Below are 17,672 nucleotides of genomic sequence, written 5' to 3' on the forward strand. Positions count from 1 at the left end.
GCTAAATTGGATTGACTGCAATAAATAATCGATTTATAGGTCCCTTTTTTATTCAAAAGCAGTTTTATCCATTTGGTCTTTTAAACTAGACGCTTTTTGGTATTTACCTCAATTACTGCGAATTAAAACAATCATTCCTACTAAAACCATTTTAATTTAACGGGCTTTTGCTTTAAAAAACTACATCTTTTATACAGCAAATCGCTACGCTGGATTCCTGTGTACGTAAAAACGTACTTTATTACTCCTTGTCTAAAACATTAATGTTCAACTTTACACTTTCGGTATCAAATACTAATCTACTATCTATTTACTAACTATTATTTACTAACCTTAAAATTTAAAAAATGAAGAAAATCTTAAAATTAACTTGTGTGCTAGCAACCTCAGCACTAGTGTTTTATTCCTGCGAAAAGGAACAAGAAGATTTAAATGCGCCTCAAACTGCTAAAAAAGAAATGCAACAAGCAGCGAGCAAAGATACACTCTCTGCTAATAACGTTTTAGAAGGCAGCACTACAGCAAAAGGAACCGCTGGAGCACGAACCATTACTTTGCAAACCAATACCTTATCATGTCCTGGCGGCTTGTGCACATCGTATGGCGTTTGGTCGACGGGTCTTTATACGGTTTGGTTTCAAATTAAATTCAACAACGGATTTTATTGGAGCCGAGGCGGTAAATGTGGATACGGTATCTTAATTGGTGACCAAAATACAGGCGGAGATCCAGGATGGGATGGAAATGGTGGTAGTGCCAGATTTATGTGGTATTGCCCGAACGGCTCTAATACGGCAAAAGGAAGCGGTGCTTATCTGCAACCCTATGTATATTATAAAGATCAGCCAGGACAATTTGGAAATGATTTTGGAAAGAAATATTACATACAAGAAGGTGTTACGTATAACTGCCAAATATCTGTGAAATTAAACACAGGTTCAAATACAGACGGATATGTAAAATATTATGTAAACGGTACGGAGATATTGAACGAAAAAATTCGCTGGGTAACCAACGATGCTAAGCGAAATGTAAATGCAGTAAGCTTACACACTTTCCGTGGTGGAAGTCAGGATTACTGGACAGCTCCTGTAACAAGTTCTATCTATTATCCAAGTGCATCTTGGGATGCGCTATAGTGTTTAAAACACTTTAAAAAAATTTGAACCGAAAAATAAACCCTACAACTTCGATGTTTTTTAATATAAAGCATCGAAGTTGTTTTAGTTTTTAAGTATTTATAATTGCTTTTTAAAGCAAATACTGGTTTCTATTCCAGCATATTGTCCGTAATTCTCAGTAACAGTATAGGTTTTAGTATATAATCCGACTGCTTCTGTCTGCACATTGCTGGTTTCTAAAACTGCAACTGCATATCCTAATTCTTTGGCCCAGCTTTCAAGTCCGTTTAAGATTTGAGATGCTATGCGTCTTCCTCTGTATTCATTAGAAACAAACATACGTTTTACCTCAACAGATTGGCTATCAAATTGTTTTATAGCGCCACAGCCTACTGCAATACCGTTGATATAGGCAATAATAACATGCTTAATAGCATCAACCTTATTAAACTGATTGAAATATTCCTGCATATCGCCATTTCTGCTTGCTAAATTTTCATCCAGCTTTACTATTAGCTTTGAGAAATCTTCATTTTGAGAATCGGATCTTATGAGTTCTAGATTTTCAGTATATCCGTATATTTTCATATCTGTCAATTCCTCTTCTCTTTTTCTGTAATCTTTCTTTAAAAGTCCCTCATATACAAATCCAGCGCGTTCGGCAACTTTAATGCTTGCTGTATTTTCTTCGGCGATTTTCATAAAGAGTCTGTTAAATTTCTTTTTGGCAAAACACCAATTTTTAAATGATGATAATGCTTCTGCCGCATAGTTATTTCCAGTATGCTGCTTAAAAATAAAATAAGCCAATTCTCCTTTTGGAATTTTCCAATCAATTTCTCTTACCGATATATGGCCTATCAATTCGTTACTTTCTTTTGAAAATATACCGCAAGCATAGCTTTTATTTTCTTGCCAATCTGTGGCTTTCTGTTCAAAATATTTTTTGGTTGATTCTAAGCTCCCGTTTGCTTTTATCATGTTGGCGAAGTAATCAAACAAATAATCGCGGTTGTCTGTCAAACTTTTAAAGAAAACCTCTGAATCTTTGGCTTCATAAGGTTTTATTACAAGATTTTTGGTGGTAATCATTTTTGGTAATTTGTAGTTGTGTTTTCGAGTCGTAAAACTAGATAAAAACGTAATGCGTAAAAATGCTATTTTTTTATTAGTTAATGCGTTTTTTGCATTACAATTCTTTTAAGCACTCTTATCAAATTAAACCAGCTTATTTTTTATTTCCTTATACTTAGAACGGCCAATTGGCAATAAATCGCCGTTCTTGAGCTGCATGCTATACTTCCCTCCTGCTTCTACCACAATTTTGTCTGCTTGTTCCCAACAGAGAATATACGATTTATGGATTCTTTCGAAGGTTTCTGGAAGCAGTTTTTCTAAAGCTTCAAGCGATTTATCGTGCAGCTCTATCTTATTGTTGGCCAAATGTAATTCGGTATAAATTCCTGCTCCTTTTATGTACAGGATTTCATTAACAGGTACAAGTCTAAAGGTTTTGCCTTTTCGTACTGCCAGAAAGCGCACGTTACCACCCGATTGCTTTCCTTGCGTGGTATAACGTGTAAAAGCCTGCGCCAATCTATTCTGATCGAAAGGTTTAGGTACAAAATCCAAGACACCATAATTAAAAGCCGTAATCGCTTTATCGGTATAAGCAGAAATGATAATAGTCTGAAATGGACCTGCAACAAAAGTCTGAAGGATTTCGAAACCATCTTCTCCATTCAGGTTTAAATCCAAAAGCAATAGATCGATTGTATTTTGTTCGATAGCCAAAAGTCCATTTTCGAGAGAATCAGAAAGCAAGATTTGCACCTCTTTGTCAAAGAAATCGCGTGTCATTCTTTCTACTCTTTTGGCAATACGAGCTTCGTCTTCTATGATGAGTATCTTCATTTAATGCGAAATTTTAATAGTGGTTTCCCAGCCTTTTTCTACAGCGTGAGAATCAAAAGTCCAATTGGCACCGTAACTTTCTGTTAATCTGGCTTCAATATATTTAAAACCTGTTCCAACACGCTTTTCCTTTTTAGTGTTTCTGTTTTTGGCAAAAGTCAATAATGTATATTGTTTGAATTGTTTTTCTTTAGCGAATTCTAAACGGAAAACAATACAGCCTTGTTTTGGAGAAAGACTATGCGTAATTCCGTTTTCTATAATGGTATGAAAAATAGCGGGCGGAATGGTTTCGTTTTCGTCAATGCCTTCTTCCTGCCATTCGTAGCAAATTTCTTTACGAAAAGACATTATTTCCAGATGTCTTCGGCACAAATCTATTTCCTGCCTTATTGGAATAAGCGTGTGTTCGGAAATATCATTCATGATATCAAATTCTTCGGCAAGAGCACGAATAAAAACGACTCCTTCTTTTGGCGATTCCTCAATCCAGTCAATCAATGAAGTTAAAGTATTACGAAGAAAGTGCGGTTGAATATTTTTCTTAATCAGTTCTAATTGAAGTCTCGAAGAAAGCAGCAATGAGGCATTGTGGGCTTCTTCCATCGCTTTTGTTCTTATAGTGTGAAGATAAAGCATACAAAGCACCAAAATTGTAAAAGCAATATACAATCCGAAATCATAAAACATAAAATAATTGACCGCAACGCCCGCCAGCAAACCAGCGGCCACAATGAGTCCGCCTTTTTTCTTTCTAACTATAGCATCAATAGCAATTACAATAGAAAAGAATCGGGCCGTAATGGTAAAATAAGCCGCAGAAACATCATAATGTCCGTAATAGCCAATATAAACCGCCAAAAGAACAAGGAATAAAAGAGCTAAAAATAACCTTTTCCTTTTAAATTCAAACTGAAGCATGAAATACCACGGTACAAGCATAGAAATAGCAAAAGTCAGCCAGCCTATAATCTTTAAACGAGTATAAAATTGATTGTATGGAATATCTAAATAATACTTGACGTACTCGATAATTAGAAGTCCAAAGAAAAGCAAGCAGATAATGCCGAAAAGCAAAACGGCCAGTTCTTTTCGGGTGCTATTTACATACAGAAAGAAATAATAGATTCCCGCAATGAGGAATGCACCGGCCATAATATTCATAAAAGAAACCACAATAAGCGGCGAACGATGAAGCAAAAGGTAATCTTTAAGTTTTATATCAATACCACGTTCTGCTTCTTTATTGTAAGTCCTGGTACCGATTAAAAAAACGGTATGTTTCCCGAGATTAGACAATTTCTTCGGTATCTCATAATATGTTGTTTCTGTTCCAGGTACTTCTGCCTGTCCTGCCTTTGCCATTTTTCCATTTCTTCCTACTAAGATTCCGTCCCAATACACATCAAAAGCACCAAAAGCATTAATCTGAAGTCCCAAAGATCCAGAACTGTTTTCACGCTTCAGTATATCAATTTCCGTCTTTAATTTAAAAACTGAATTTTTCGGTTTTCCCCACTCTATCCACTGATGATCGTAATCAATATCATAGGTTACATCTGATGTTACGTATTCTTTATAATACGAACACGAGGTAAACATTAGAAGAAGAAAAACGATAAAAAAGTAAGATTTATACATAGGATAAAGATAAAATAAATATCGAATGGAAAAATGCATTTGAGAAGTTCATAGAGCGGTTTGCATGTTTTTGAGAACGGCACTTTATTTTATGATTTAATCTTGTACAACAAAATCAATCAAAATGAAAAACCTAACAATCAATATTTTAGCACTCTTTATTCCATTTTTTGGAATAGCGCAACAAACCACTATTTCGGGCAAAGTTCAAGACCATGCAACAAAAGAAGCATTGGCTTATGTTACCGTAACAGTACAAAATAGTAAATCAAAAACAATAGCTACAGGCGTCACTGATGATCATGGTTTATTTAATCTTGAAGCGACTTTAACTGACGCATCAACCATTTTATTTACTTATACAGGTTATCAAAATCATTCTCAATCTTTAATTTTTTCCGAAAAACAAAAAATAGACTTGGAAATTATTGATTTAGTAACCGATGCCGTACAATTAAAAGCAGTAGAAATTAATGGCCAAAAACCGAACATTAGCTTAAAACTAGACAAAAAGGTTTTTGAAGTAGGCAAAGACGTGCTTTCGCAAAATGGTTCTGCTCATGATGTGCTAAATGGCGTTCCATCTGTCGCAGTAGATCCCTCTGGAACAATAAGTCTTCGCGGAAATAGTAATGTTTTGGTCTTAATTAACGGCAGACAATCTGGACTTACTCAAAGCAATGCACTTGACCAGATTGCAGCCGATCAGATTGAACGAATTGAGGTTATTACAAATCCTTCTTCAAGATATGATGCTGCTGGCTCGGCGGGTATTATTAATATTATCCTGAAAAAGAACAAAAAAAGCGGTTTTAGCGGTCAGGTCAGATTGGTTGGGGGTTCTCCAAACGATAGCCGTCTTAATCCGAGCCTTAACTACAAATCGAACAAAATCAATCTCTTTTCTAATTTCAGTATTCGCTCCAGCGATTATGTTGGTTTATACACCACCGATCAAGTAACGAATAGCACTACAACACCAAATTACATGCATCGTGTGCAGAACGAAGACCGACATGATGATGGAAAATTACTTTATATGGGTGCCGATTATTTTATTAATGAACATCAGACTATAACGGCTGCTTTTTTAAAAAATGCCACACACGACAACGATAAAACCGATTTGCGATACCAATATGATAGTGATCTTGGAAATAATATGCCTGATAGTCTTTTAACCAGACACGGAAAGTCATTAGAAAAACGCGATTACAGTCAGCTTGAATTTAATTATACCAGAACATTCAAACAGAAGGAAAAAAAATGGACGATTGATGTGCAATACGATTGGTGGAACAGCGACAAAAAATGGGATCTTTCTACACAGCGTTTAGTTCCAGATGCTATGGTTTATCCAAGCATTAGAACAAGTTCTGTCGGAAACAGCAAAGATTTTTTAGCCAAGACCGATTTTATACAGCCCATTGACAGTCTCTATACTTTAGAATTCGGAATAAAGACTGAAATTCGAACGGTTTCTAGCGACTATCTGGCAGAACAGCAACAGGATACTAATTGGGTCGTGTATCAGAATATTGATAATGATTTAAATTATGACGAAACTATAACGGGAGCTTATACTCAATTTAGCAGTAAAATCAACAGATTTAGCTATATGCTGGGTCTTAGAACCGAGTTTACCAACATTTCTATAAAAGATGTCGAAAATGCTTATAACGATCAAAAAAACTACAACAAGCTGTTTCCGACAGTTAACCTCAGCTATAAGTTTGATGAAGCCGCTTTACAGCTCAATTACAGCAAACGCATTAAACGTCCGTCTCTATATGCTTTATATCCTTTCAATGAAGTTACCGATTTGAATGCGCAATACATCGGGAATCCTGATTTAAATCCGTCTTATACAGATGCGTTTGAAATGGCATTTCTTAAAACTTGGAAAACATTTACTTTGAATCCTTCGGTTTATTATCAGTATGAAAAAGGGTTTATTCAAGATTATACCTATCGGCAAGATGATATTTTCCTGACGACTCCCATCAATATTGATTACGAAATACGAAGCGGCATCGAATTATCGACCTTATACAATCCTTTAAAATGGCTTCAGCTTAATGCCGAAATGAATTATTACCATTTCAAACAAAAAGGAAATTATATGGAAGAAAACCTAGATTACAGCAGCAAGAACTTTACGGCGAGAGTGAGCACGCAAATCAAACTTCCTGCAAAATTTAGTTTTCAAGGACGCTATAATTTTCGTGGCGAAAAACGCAATGCTCAAACCACTAGCAAAGCCTTACAGTCTATTGATTTCGGATTTAGCAAACTCCTTCTTAAAGATAAAGCAACTATTGTTTTTGACGTATCCAATGCTTTTAACCTGCGCCAGTACAAAAGTGTTACAACTGGAACCGATTATGTTGTTAGAGATAACAGTATTCCTAATGCGGCAAGATATCGTCTGAGTTTTGTCTATCGTTTTAACCTTACAGATTCTAAAGCAATCAGACAGGCAAAGGAGGCCAATAGAGATTGATATTAATTTTTCTTCTCGAAAAAAGTAATCTGCGTACAAAAGGTAAATAAGATTCTATTTAAAGTGTCTCTTTCGTTCTAGTTTTGTTTTATAATGAATTAGAATTGCTTTTAAAGAATCTCAATATGACTGAAAAACCAAAATATACATTAAGAGAATTAATTCTATATTTTTTAAAACTTGGTACAATTGGTTTTGGCGGACCTGTTGCGCTGGTGGGCTATATGTACAAAGATTTGGTAGAAAACAAAAAATGGATTTCGGATGAAGAATATAAAGAAGGTCTGGCACTAGCACAATTGGCTCCAGGGCCATTGGCCGCACAGCTTGGCATATACGTAGGTTATGTTCATTATAACATTCTGGGTGCTACATTGGCGGGTTTTGCTTTTATTACTCCTTCTTTTCTTATGGTGCTATCGCTCGGAATAGTCTATCAGTTATACGGCGGACTATTATGGATTCAGTCTATTTTTTATGGTGTGAGTGCTGCTGTTATTGGAATCATTACGCTAAGCTCTTATAAACTTACCGTAAAATCGATCGGCAAATTTAATCTGCAGTCTTTCAAAGAAAAATGGCTTTTATGGCTTTTCTTCCTTGCAGCCATTTATATCACTTACATAACAGAGAAAGAACATATTTTGCTGTTTGTAGCAGCGGGGCTTATTTATATGGTCATAAAAGCGCGTCCGTATTTTAAAGTTACAAAAGCAGCCAATGTTTTGATCTTGATTTCATCTGGCTTTTGGAATTTTGAAAGCTCCACATTGATCAAAATTGCATTGTTCTTTGCTAAAGCAGGTGCTTTTGTATTTGGAAGCGGTCTTGCTATTGTTCCGTTTTTACATTCTGGAGTCGTTGTAGAAAACAAATGGCTAACCGAACAGCAGTTTCTAGATTCGGTTGCTATAGCTATGATTACTCCTGGTCCGGTAGTGATAACGGTTGGTTTTATTGGTTATCTTGTAAATGGTTTCTTAGGCGCTATCGCAGCAGCTTTAGCCACCTTTCTGCCTTGTTACCTTTTTACTATTGTTTTGGCTCCATTCTTTAAAAAAATTGTAAACAATAAACCTGTCAAAGCTTTTGTAGAAGGAATAACAGCGGCCGTAGTTGGTGCTCTAGTTGGTTCTGTTATTATTATAGCAAAAAGAAGTATTGTCGATACTTCGACAGTATTAATCGCTCTTACCAGTATTCTTTCTCTTATTTATATCAAGAAAATTCAAGAACCTTATATTATTTTAATTGCTGCTATATTAGGTGTCGTAATTAAATTATCTTTTGTTTGAAACATAAAAAACAACTAATACCAAACTTCCAATAAATTTGAATTTATTAATTTTGCTCAATGGAAGAAAAAAAAGTTCGCAACCTTTCTGAGTTTAATAATGAACTTAAACTAAAAGGCTTCAAAGCTTTTCAAATAGAAGAAGATAGTAATGCGACCCGTATATACAGCAGAAAAGATTTCTTTAAAATATGTCTGACTACGGGACATAGCAAAATTCACTATGCCGATAAAAGTTTTGACCAGCAGGGAACCATATTGTTTTTTGGCAATCCTCATATACCCTACTCATGGGAAACAATTTCTACCACATATACTGGTTATACTATTTTATTTTCTGAAGAATTTCTAAAACAATCAGAACGGTCAGAAAGCCTTCATCAATCGCCTTTTTTTAAAATTGGCGGAACACCTGTTCTCCACATTTCAGAAGAACAGAGATTGTTCCTTAATACTCTTTTTCAAAAGATGATAGAGGAACAAAAAAGTGATTATACCTATAAAGATGAACTCATAAGAAGCTATATCCATTTAATCATTCACGAATCTTTAAAATTGCAACCTTCTAAAAATAATAATGAAGGCAGAAACGGGACATCAAGGATTGCTTCTGTATTTCTTGAACTCTTAGAAAGACAATTTCCTATCGAAAGTGCAGACAGCCCTCTTCGTATGACAACAGCAAAAGATTACGCCCTAAACTTGAACATTCATGTCAACTACTTAAACCGAGCAGTGAAAGAAATCACAGGTAAGTCGACGACATCACATATTACAGAAAGAATCACAGCAGAAGCAAAAGCACTTCTTCAGCATACGGATTGGAATATTTCAGAAGTTGCATATGCGCTTGGATTTGAATATCCAACCTATTTCAATAACTTTTTTAAAAAACATACAGGAACCAATCCTAAATCATATCGAGAAATCGAAGTTTGATATTCTTAACTTTTGGTTTGATATTCTTTAACGGCACCTGATGGTGCCCTTTTAATTTTGTAGCTGTAATTTAAACCATTTTAAACAGATGAAAATAACAGCATTAATTGCCGTGTCTTTTTTACTTGTCGGACAGGCATTCTCACAAAACAAAGAATCAATTCAAAATAAAAAGAAAATGAATACTACAGAACAACATTATACTTTTAAATTAAGCGATAAAGTAACACGCCAAAAAGTAACTTTTAAGAATCGTTATGGCATTACCCTTTCAGGTGATCTTTATCTTCCAAAAAGTACAGATAAAAAATTACTTTCTGCATTAGCAATAAGCGGCCCTTTCGGGGCTGTTAAGGAACAGTCTTCAGGATTATATGCAAATCAAATGGCGGAACGCGGATTTGCAGCATTGGCTTTTGATCCATCTTATACAGGGGAAAGCAGTGGCCTGCCACGTAATGTAGCTTCACCTGATATAAATACCGAAGATTTTAGTGCCGCAGTTGATTTTTTGGGCCTCCAAAAGAATATTGACAGAGAAAAAATCGGAATTATAGGCATCTGCGGATTTGGAGGTTTTGCCTTAAATGCTTCAGCAGCTGACAAACGCATTAAAGCCGTTGCAACAACAAGCATGTACGATATGACTAGAGTAATGTCGAAAGGCTATAATGATATAGTAACTGCCGAACAACGCTCAAAAAACCTAGAACAATTGGGACAACAGCGTTGGAAAGATGCAGAAAACGGCACTTATGCGCCATCTGCAAATAATCTTCCGCAAAAACTTACCGGCAGCGAACCTCAATTTGTAAAAGAATATTTTGATTATTATAAAACACCGAGAGGTTTTCATGTTCGCTCAATCAATTCTAATGCATCTTGGACCGCAACGACACCTATTTCTTTTATGAATATGCCAATTCTGTCTTATATTAAAGAAATAAGCCCAAGACCTGTCTTGCTTATTGCGGGTGAAAATGCACATTCTAGATATTTTAGCGAAGATGCTTTTAAAGCTGCGGCCGAACCAAAAGAATTAATGATTATACCAAATGGTGTGCATGTAGATTTGTATGATAGATTGGATAAAATTCCGTTTGAAAAGTTACAATCTTTTTTTGAAAACAATCTAAAATAAGCTAAACTTTTGATTCATGAGTTCAAACAAAAATAGAGAAGACATCTTTGCAAGACTTTTAAAAGGGGAAACAGCAACACCGCAGGATCCAGAGATTCATCTTCTTCAGAAATCTTCTTATGCAACAAAACAGTTGCTTGTGAAGATGAACAGTTCTAGTGATCCTTCTGAAATCAGATCCATATTAGGTGAGATTACAGGCAGTATTATTCACGAAAGCACTTCTGTATTTACTCCTTCTTATATTAATTATGGCAAAAATATCAAAATAGGAAAAAACGTTTTTATCAATTTCAATTGCACTTTCTTGGATTTGGGAGGCATCATTATTGAAGACAATGTCTTAATAGCTCCAAATGTAAGTCTGCTCTCTGAAGCGCATCCCATAGAACCCGAAAATAGACAGTCACTTGTACCGGGTCTTGTACATATTAAAAAAAATGTATGGATTGGAGCCAATGCAACCATTCTTCCGGGGGTTACAATTGGAGAAAATTCTATTGTAGCTTCGGGTGCGGTCGTTGCAAAAAATGTTCCTGATAATACCCTTGTTGGAGGTGTTCCTGCAAAGACGATTAAAACTCTTTAGTAAAGTAAAACATTAAACTACAGCAGTAAAAACAGAAGCAAAAATGAAAAAATTAATCATTATATTCACAGTACTTTTAACTGCATGTAATTCTAAAACAAACAATATGAGCTCAACAGAAATATTTCCAAAAGGAGAACCTCTTTCTAAAGATTGGTTTACAGGCAATGCTTTTTTGAAGCCTTTAATTGCAAGAGATAAAAATAATGAGTTCTCAGCGGGTAGCGTAACTTTCGAACCTGGGGCGAGAACAAACTGGCATACACATCCAAAAGGTCAGGTTCTGCTGGTTATTGAAGGCCAAGGGCTTTATCAGGAAAAAGGAAAACCAGCACAAACAATTCAAAAAGGAGATGTTGTCAATATTCCCGAAAATGTAGAACATTGGCATGGTGCTAACGCAGAAACTAAAATGGTTCATGTTGCAATCACCAATTTTAAAGAAGATACTCAAGTTACCTGGCTCCAACCTGTTACTGATGAAGAATATAAAATTGCAAATGAAAAATAATCATAAAAAAGCCCTCGCATCAACGAGGGCTTATTCATTTTTTATCAAAACTTATCTCCAACCCAAAGCTGGCGCGACATGTTCTAAAATAGAAGACAGAATATGAACATTGTACTCTACTCCTATCGTATTCGGAATTGTGAGCAACAAAGTATCTGCTTCTTGAATCGCTTCATCTTCAGCTAGTTCTTCGATCAATTTGTCGGGTTCTGCGGCATAGCTTTTACCAAAGATTGCTCTTTTATCTTGCTCGATATAACCAAAACTATCATTGCCTTTAGCTTGTCCGCCAAAGTAATATCGGTCTTGCTCATTGACAATCGCAAAAATCGAACGGCTAACCGAAACTCTCGCTTCACGCTGATGTCCTGCTTTTTTCCAAGCTTCTTTGTATAATCTTATCTGTTCGGCTTGCTGTACATGAAAAGGTTTTCCGTTTTCATCATACTTAAGCGTAGAACTTTGAAGATGCATTCCGTTTTCGGCAGCCCAAATGGCAGTGGCATTAGATGCAGCTCCCCACCAGATGCGTTCCCTTAAACCTTCAGAATACGGCTCGATGCGCAACAATCCAGGCGGATTCGGAAACATCGGGTACGGATTCGGTTCTGCAAATCCTTCTCCATTTAATTTATCCAAAAATTCCAGCGCTTTCTTACGCCCCATATCGGCATCGGTTTCTCCTGCATCAGGTTCATAACCAAAGTAACGCCATCCATCAATAACCTGTTCAGGTGATCCTCTGCTAATTCCCAATTGTAAACGACCTTCCGATATTAAATCGGCAGATCCAGCATCTTCTACCATGTACATCGGGTTTTCATACCTCATATCGATTACACCTGTTCCAATTTCAATTTTGCTTGTCTTGGCTCCTACAGCCGAAAGCAACGGAAATGGCGATGCCAGCTGCTGTGCAAAATGATGTACTCTAAAATAAGCGCCATCTATACCAATTTCTTCAGCAGCTACAGCCAAATCAATAGATTGCAGTAATGTGTCAGCCGCGGTACGTGTTTTATATGACGGATGATTAGCCCAATGCCCAAATGATAAAAATCCTATTTTCTTCATAATGGCTTTATTTTTTTATTCTCTCAAATATACGCATCATAACCGATAAAGACTATATAATTCTTTACAATAAAAATTAGGTAATATATTTATACGACTACTGTTTTTCTTTGTACTTGAAGTATACAAAGTGCAAATTTCAAATACAGCTTTAACATGTATTGCAGAATAGGATCCTTTTTAGAGTTTATTCAACAATTTGACATAGATACTATTAAAATTGCATGGCAACTACTATAAAGAAAGAGTTTCCTTCTTTAATATGCTTATTATCAACCTAGTATTTCATCTGAATGTTGCAAGTTTTCTTGTTTCAAATTATAACATGAAACATCTCTATCGCTTATTTTATGCAATTATTCTGACTTTCTAGTCTACTTTTGAAAGACCTAAAAAAAACCGTTCTCAAAAGCCCCCAGTCTTTTTCCTATTTCCTGCGATTTTCAGAATCAATTATTGATATAAACTAAAGCAAACAATTATGGATTGGATTATTACTACATTAAAAGAGTATCCCGAACTGGCTATTTTTCTCACTCTATCTCTAGGCTATTTTATCGGAAAATTTAAAATCGGAAGCTTTTCTTTAGGAACGGTTACCAGTGTTCTGCTTATTGGAGTTCTAGTTGGACAATTGGACATTGTGATTTCTCCTAACGTTAAATCTGTATTTTTTCTCATGTTTCTTTTCGCTGTAGGATATAGTGTGGGCCCTCAATTTTTTGGGGGACTAAAAAAAGATGGACTTCCTCAAATGCTGTACGCGGCGGTAGTCTGCGTGTTATGCCTAATATGTCCGTATCTGATCGGTAAAATTATGGGATACGATATGGGACTGACGGCTGGTATGCTTGCCGGTTCGCAAACTATTTCTGCTGTTATTGGTGTTGCATCAGACACAATCAATCAACTAGGAATTCCTGCTGATCAAAAAGCGGCTTTAATAAACAAAATCCCAGTTGCATATGCTGTAACCTATATTTTCGGAACGGCAGGATCTGCTTGGCTATTAGCTTCTATCGGACCAAAATTATTAGGCGGTAATCTTGTAGAAAAAGCCAAAGAACTCGAAATCCAGCTTGGAGGAGATGCCATTAGCGATGATCCTAGCATTGCCTCCGCTTATGACCGTGTGATATACAACGCTTATGAGATTTCTGCACAATCTTATGCTTGCAATAAAACAGTCTTAGAAATTGAAAACGAACTTGAAAGCAAAGGCAGACGCTTATTTATACAGCGAATCCGAAAAGGGAAAGAAATTATAGACGCTTCTCCAGAAATCGTTATTCAGGAAAACGATGTTATCGCTTTGGGCGGAAGAAGAGAATTCATGATGAATTATGTTGCTGTAAATGAAAAAGAAGTTCTGGACATTGAACTTCTAAATTTCCCCGTAGAAGTTTTAAGTGTACTAATTGTAAAGAAAGAAGTGGTTGATAAAACACTAGCCGATTTACGACATTTGAAATACATGCATGGTGTTGTAATTAGATCATTAAAACGAGCTGGAATTCAGATGCCAATATTGCCCAATACGGTGATGCAGAAAGGAGACATGATCGAATTAATTGGTATAAAACGAGATGTAGATCAAGTTGCTGTGCATATTGGCTATCCTGACCGTCCTACAAATGCTACCGATATGGCTTTTGTTGGTCTTGGAATCGTCTTAGGAGGACTGCTTGGCGCTTTGACTGTAAAAATTGGCGGAGTGCCCATAAGCCTTAGCACTAGTGGAGGTGCATTAATCTCTGGTCTCTTTTTCGGATGGCTAAGAGGTCAGCACCCTACTTTTGGACGAATCCCAGAACCTGCATTATGGATTATGAATAATGTTGGATTAAACATTTTCATCGCAGTAGTAGGTATTACAGCAGGACCAAGTTTTATTGTCGGATTTCAAGAAGCCGGCTGGGGACTTTTTATTGCAGGTGCTGCGGCGACATCCATTCCGTTAATTCTCGGACTTCTTCTTGGAAGATATATTTTCAAATTCCATCCTATTATAACCTTAGGATGCGCAGCTGGAGCTAGAACCACTACAGCAGCTCTAGGAGCATTGCAAGATGCTGTAAAAAGCAAAACGCCTGCTTTGGGTTATACGGTAACCTATGCCGTTGGGAATACGCTGCTTATTATATGGGGCGTCGTAATCATTTTAATCATGAGTTAATTCAATTATTATATAATCTCTAAACATTTACATTATGGCAATTGATATTTCTAAAATAAAAACATCTCGAGAAGTAGAGAAAACACTTCAGACCCTAAGTCCATTTGAAATTAAAAATGAATTGATTCATCTGGCAGAAGAAAGCGCGCTTAAATCTACAGCGATAACCCTAAATGCTGGAAGAGGAAACCCAAACTGGATTGCAACTGTTCCTAGAGAAGCTTTTTTTCTTTTCGGACAATTTGCATTGGAAGAATGTAGAAATGTTTTTGAAGCGCAAGGCATTTTAGCCGGAATTGTACAGAACAAAAGCGGTGTGGCTTCACGTTTTGAAACATTTTTAGCGAAACACAAAGAATCACCAGGAGCTTCTCTTTTAGAAAAAACATATCACTACGGAGTAGAAAAACATGATTTTGATGGCGATGCATGGATTCGCGAATGGGTAGAAGCCGTAATCGGATTTAATTATCCTGTTCCTGACCGTATGCTAAATCAAATAGAAGTGATAGTTCACGATTATCTGGTTCAGGAAATGTGCGGTGTAGGAAATGACAAAGGCAAGTTTGATATTTTTGCCGTTGAAGGAGGTACTGCCGCAATGTGCTACATTTTTGATTCGTTTATGCAAAACCACCTTACAGAACGTGGCGATAAAATAGCACTTCTCACTCCTACTTTTACACCTTATATCGAAATTCCGCAATTAGAACAATACAAATTTGATGTTGTTTATGTGCAAGCAAGCGGAGTTGGTGAAAATGGTTTCCATACGTGGCAATATCCTAATTCTGAATTAGACAAGCTTAAAGATCCTGCTGTCAAAGTGGCTTTTGTGGTAAATCCGAGCAATCCGCCATCATCGGCAATGAGCAACGAAACGCTTAATTATATAGCAGATATAGTAAAAAATCATAATCCGGAACTGATGATTATTACAGATGATGTTTATGGAACATTTGTTAATAATTTCAGATCATTAATGGCTATTATACCGCATAATACCATCAACGTTTATTCGTTCTCCAAATATTTTGGCTGTACAGGCTGGAGACTTGGTACAATAGCCATTCATGAGGACAATATTTTTGATAAAAAAATTGCCAATTTAAGCCCAGCTCATAAAAAGCAACTGCACGAACGTTACTCTTCGTTGACATTAGAGCCTGAAAAAATTAAGTTTATTGACCGACTGGTAGCCGATAGCCGACAAGTTGCTTTAAATCACACTGCAGGCTTATCCTTACCTCAACAATTTCAGATGATGCTTTTTTCGGCATTTTGTTTATTAGACACTCAAGATGTTTACAAAACCCTTACACAATCCATCATTCACAAACGTCTCAACTTACTTTGGGAAGGATTAGAAGTTCCAATTCTAGAAGATCCGATGCGTGCTGGATATTATTCTGAAATTGATGTTATGGTGGCCGCAAAACACTTTTATGGGGACGATTTTGCCAATTGGCTGAAAACTAACTTCGAACCTGTTGATGTTCTTTTCCGTTTGGCAGAAAAAACAGCAATCGTGTTATTAAACGGTGGCGGATTTGCTGGACCTGAATGGAGCATTAGAGTTTCTCTTGCCAATCTTCCAACTGATAGTTATCTAATCTTGGGTAAAAATATCCGTAAAATTTTATTGGAATATGTAACGAGCTGGGAAAACTCAAAAAAATAATAGAATTCTAAAATATAAACATTTGATCCTATGAAAAATCTATTTACTTTATTATTATCCGTTTTATTAGTAACAGGTATTTATGCTCAAAAATTACCTAGAATTAAAATACTTGCAACTGGAGGAACAATTGCGGGCCAAGGCGCATCTGCAGACCGTTCTGCTTATACCGCGGGACAATTGCCGATAAAAGATTTAATTGCGGCGGTTCCAGGAATTGACAAAGTCGCAGAGATTTCGGGAGAGCAGATCTCAAATGTAGGAAGTCAGGACATGACGGTAGACATTTGGATTAAGCTGAATAAAAGAATCAACGAAATTTATAAAAATAACGAAGCAGACGGAATCGTAATCACGCACGGAACAGATACGCAAGAAGAAACCGCTTATTTTTTATCGCTGACAGTACGATATGACAAACCCGTAATTATTACAGGTTCTATGCGTCCAGCAACAGCCATTAGCGCAGACGGTCCAAAGAATCTATACGATGCAGTAACTCTAGCAGCTTCTAAACAGGCGGCGCACAGTGGCGTTTTATTGGTATTTAACGAATACATTTTTACAGGAAGAAGTGCTGTAAAAACCAGTACTACGCACTTAAACGCTTTTACAGCGCCTAACAATGGTCCAATCGGACAGGTTTACGACGGAAAAGTTTCTCTTTATGAAACTCCGGTAAGAAAAGCCAATAAAAGCACTCCGTTTGATATTACAGGTTTAACTACTCTGCCTGAAGTGGCGGTTGTCGAATTATATGCCGATGCTCCTGCAACTGCAATTAATGCATATGTAGCGTCTGGAGTAAAAGGAATTGTAACTGGCGGTTTGGGTAATGGAAATCTTAATAAGATAAATTCAGATGCTGCTGCTAGCGCTGTTAAAAAAGGGATTGCCGTTGCAAGAGCTTCTAGAGTACCGTCTGGAAGAGTTACTTTATTTGACGAAACTGACGACCAGAAACTTGGAACGATTGTCGCCGATGATTTAATTCCGCAAAAAGCGAGGATTTTACTAATGCTGGGACTTACTCAAACCAGTGACAGTAAAAAACTGCAGGAATATTTCTTTGAGTATTAAACAAAATG

The 17,672-nt window shown here is 36.5% G+C and carries 14 protein-coding genes; 10 read left to right on the forward strand and 4 right to left on the reverse strand.

The annotated features are described in order from the left end of the window. The first annotated feature begins 347 nt into the window (after positions 1-347). Complete coding sequence (locus J7574_RS12160) at positions 348-1,139, forward strand: polysaccharide lyase (RefSeq protein ID WP_290968475.1); 792 nt, start codon at positions 348-350, stop codon at positions 1,137-1,139. A 99-nt stretch (positions 1,140-1,238) separates the two neighbouring features. Here J7574_RS12160 and J7574_RS23175 read toward each other — a convergent pair whose 3' ends face one another. The 3 genes from J7574_RS23175 to J7574_RS12180 all read right to left on the reverse strand — a co-directional run bounded on the left by J7574_RS23175 (position 1,239) and on the right by J7574_RS12180 (position 4,676). Then, the gene (locus J7574_RS23175; protein ID WP_367272597.1) at positions 1,239-2,213 is read right to left on the reverse strand and encodes a GNAT family N-acetyltransferase; all 975 of its coding nucleotides are present in this window, start codon (positions 2,211-2,213) and stop codon (positions 1,239-1,241) included. Between the two features lie 126 nt (positions 2,214-2,339). After that, the gene (locus J7574_RS12175) at positions 2,340-3,035 is read right to left on the reverse strand and encodes a LytTR family DNA-binding domain-containing protein (RefSeq protein WP_290968476.1); all 696 of its coding nucleotides are present in this window, start codon (positions 3,033-3,035) and stop codon (positions 2,340-2,342) included. After that, a complete protein-coding gene (locus J7574_RS12180; RefSeq protein ID WP_290968479.1) occupies positions 3,036-4,676 on the reverse strand; it encodes a histidine kinase in 1,641 nt (546 codons plus the stop codon). It abuts the gene before it with no gap. Positions 4,677-4,800: 124 nt separating this feature from the next. On the opposite strand from J7574_RS12180, the gene J7574_RS12185 reads away from it, so the two are divergent. The 6 genes from J7574_RS12185 (at position 4,801) to J7574_RS12210 (ending at position 11,653) form a co-directional block, all read left to right on the forward strand. Then, positions 4,801-7,179, forward strand: coding sequence for an outer membrane beta-barrel protein (locus tag J7574_RS12185; RefSeq protein WP_290968481.1), 2,379 nt, complete (start codon positions 4,801-4,803; stop codon positions 7,177-7,179). Positions 7,180-7,304: 125 nt separating this feature from the next. Continuing rightward, a complete protein-coding gene (locus J7574_RS12190) occupies positions 7,305-8,474 on the forward strand; it encodes a chromate transporter (protein WP_290968483.1) in 1,170 nt (389 codons plus the stop codon). A 59-nt stretch (positions 8,475-8,533) separates the two neighbouring features. Then, entirely contained in the window at positions 8,534-9,412 is an 879-nt protein-coding gene (locus J7574_RS12195) for a helix-turn-helix domain-containing protein (RefSeq protein ID WP_290968485.1), read from the forward strand. Positions 9,413-9,500: 88 nt separating this feature from the next. Then, complete coding sequence (locus J7574_RS12200) at positions 9,501-10,553, forward strand: alpha/beta hydrolase (protein WP_290968487.1); 1,053 nt, start codon at positions 9,501-9,503, stop codon at positions 10,551-10,553. A gap of 16 nt (positions 10,554-10,569) precedes the next feature. Then, positions 10,570-11,142, forward strand: coding sequence for a sugar O-acetyltransferase (locus J7574_RS12205; RefSeq protein WP_290968489.1), 573 nt, complete (start codon positions 10,570-10,572; stop codon positions 11,140-11,142). Between the two features lie 43 nt (positions 11,143-11,185). Further along, positions 11,186-11,653 carry a cupin domain-containing protein gene (locus J7574_RS12210; RefSeq protein ID WP_290968492.1) on the forward strand — a complete coding sequence of 156 codons (468 nt, stop codon included), beginning with the start codon at positions 11,186-11,188 and terminating at the stop codon, positions 11,651-11,653. Positions 11,654-11,704: 51 nt separating this feature from the next. On the opposite strand, the gene J7574_RS12215 is transcribed toward J7574_RS12210, so the two are convergent. Next, positions 11,705-12,727 carry an LLM class flavin-dependent oxidoreductase gene (locus tag J7574_RS12215; protein WP_290968494.1) on the reverse strand — a complete coding sequence of 341 codons (1,023 nt, stop codon included), beginning with the start codon at positions 12,725-12,727 and terminating at the stop codon, positions 11,705-11,707. Between the two features lie 481 nt (positions 12,728-13,208). On the opposite strand from J7574_RS12215, the gene aspT reads away from it, so the two are divergent. From aspT to J7574_RS12230, 3 genes are read left to right on the forward strand one after another with little or no spacing between them, the layout of a single operon-like run. Beyond that, positions 13,209-14,903, forward strand: coding sequence for an aspartate-alanine antiporter (aspT, locus tag J7574_RS12220; RefSeq protein WP_290968496.1), 1,695 nt, complete (start codon positions 13,209-13,211; stop codon positions 14,901-14,903). 34 nt (positions 14,904-14,937) lie between these two features. After that, a complete protein-coding gene (aspD, locus tag J7574_RS12225) occupies positions 14,938-16,584 on the forward strand; it encodes an aspartate 4-decarboxylase (RefSeq protein ID WP_290968498.1) in 1,647 nt (548 codons plus the stop codon). 30 nt (positions 16,585-16,614) lie between these two features. Beyond that, a complete protein-coding gene (locus J7574_RS12230; protein WP_290968500.1) occupies positions 16,615-17,664 on the forward strand; it encodes a type II asparaginase in 1,050 nt (349 codons plus the stop codon). Positions 17,665-17,672: the final 8 nt, after the last annotated feature.

This window comes from Flavobacterium sp., from assembly GCF_017744675.1.
In the GTDB taxonomy this organism is placed as follows: domain Bacteria; phylum Bacteroidota; class Bacteroidia; order Flavobacteriales; family Flavobacteriaceae; genus Flavobacterium.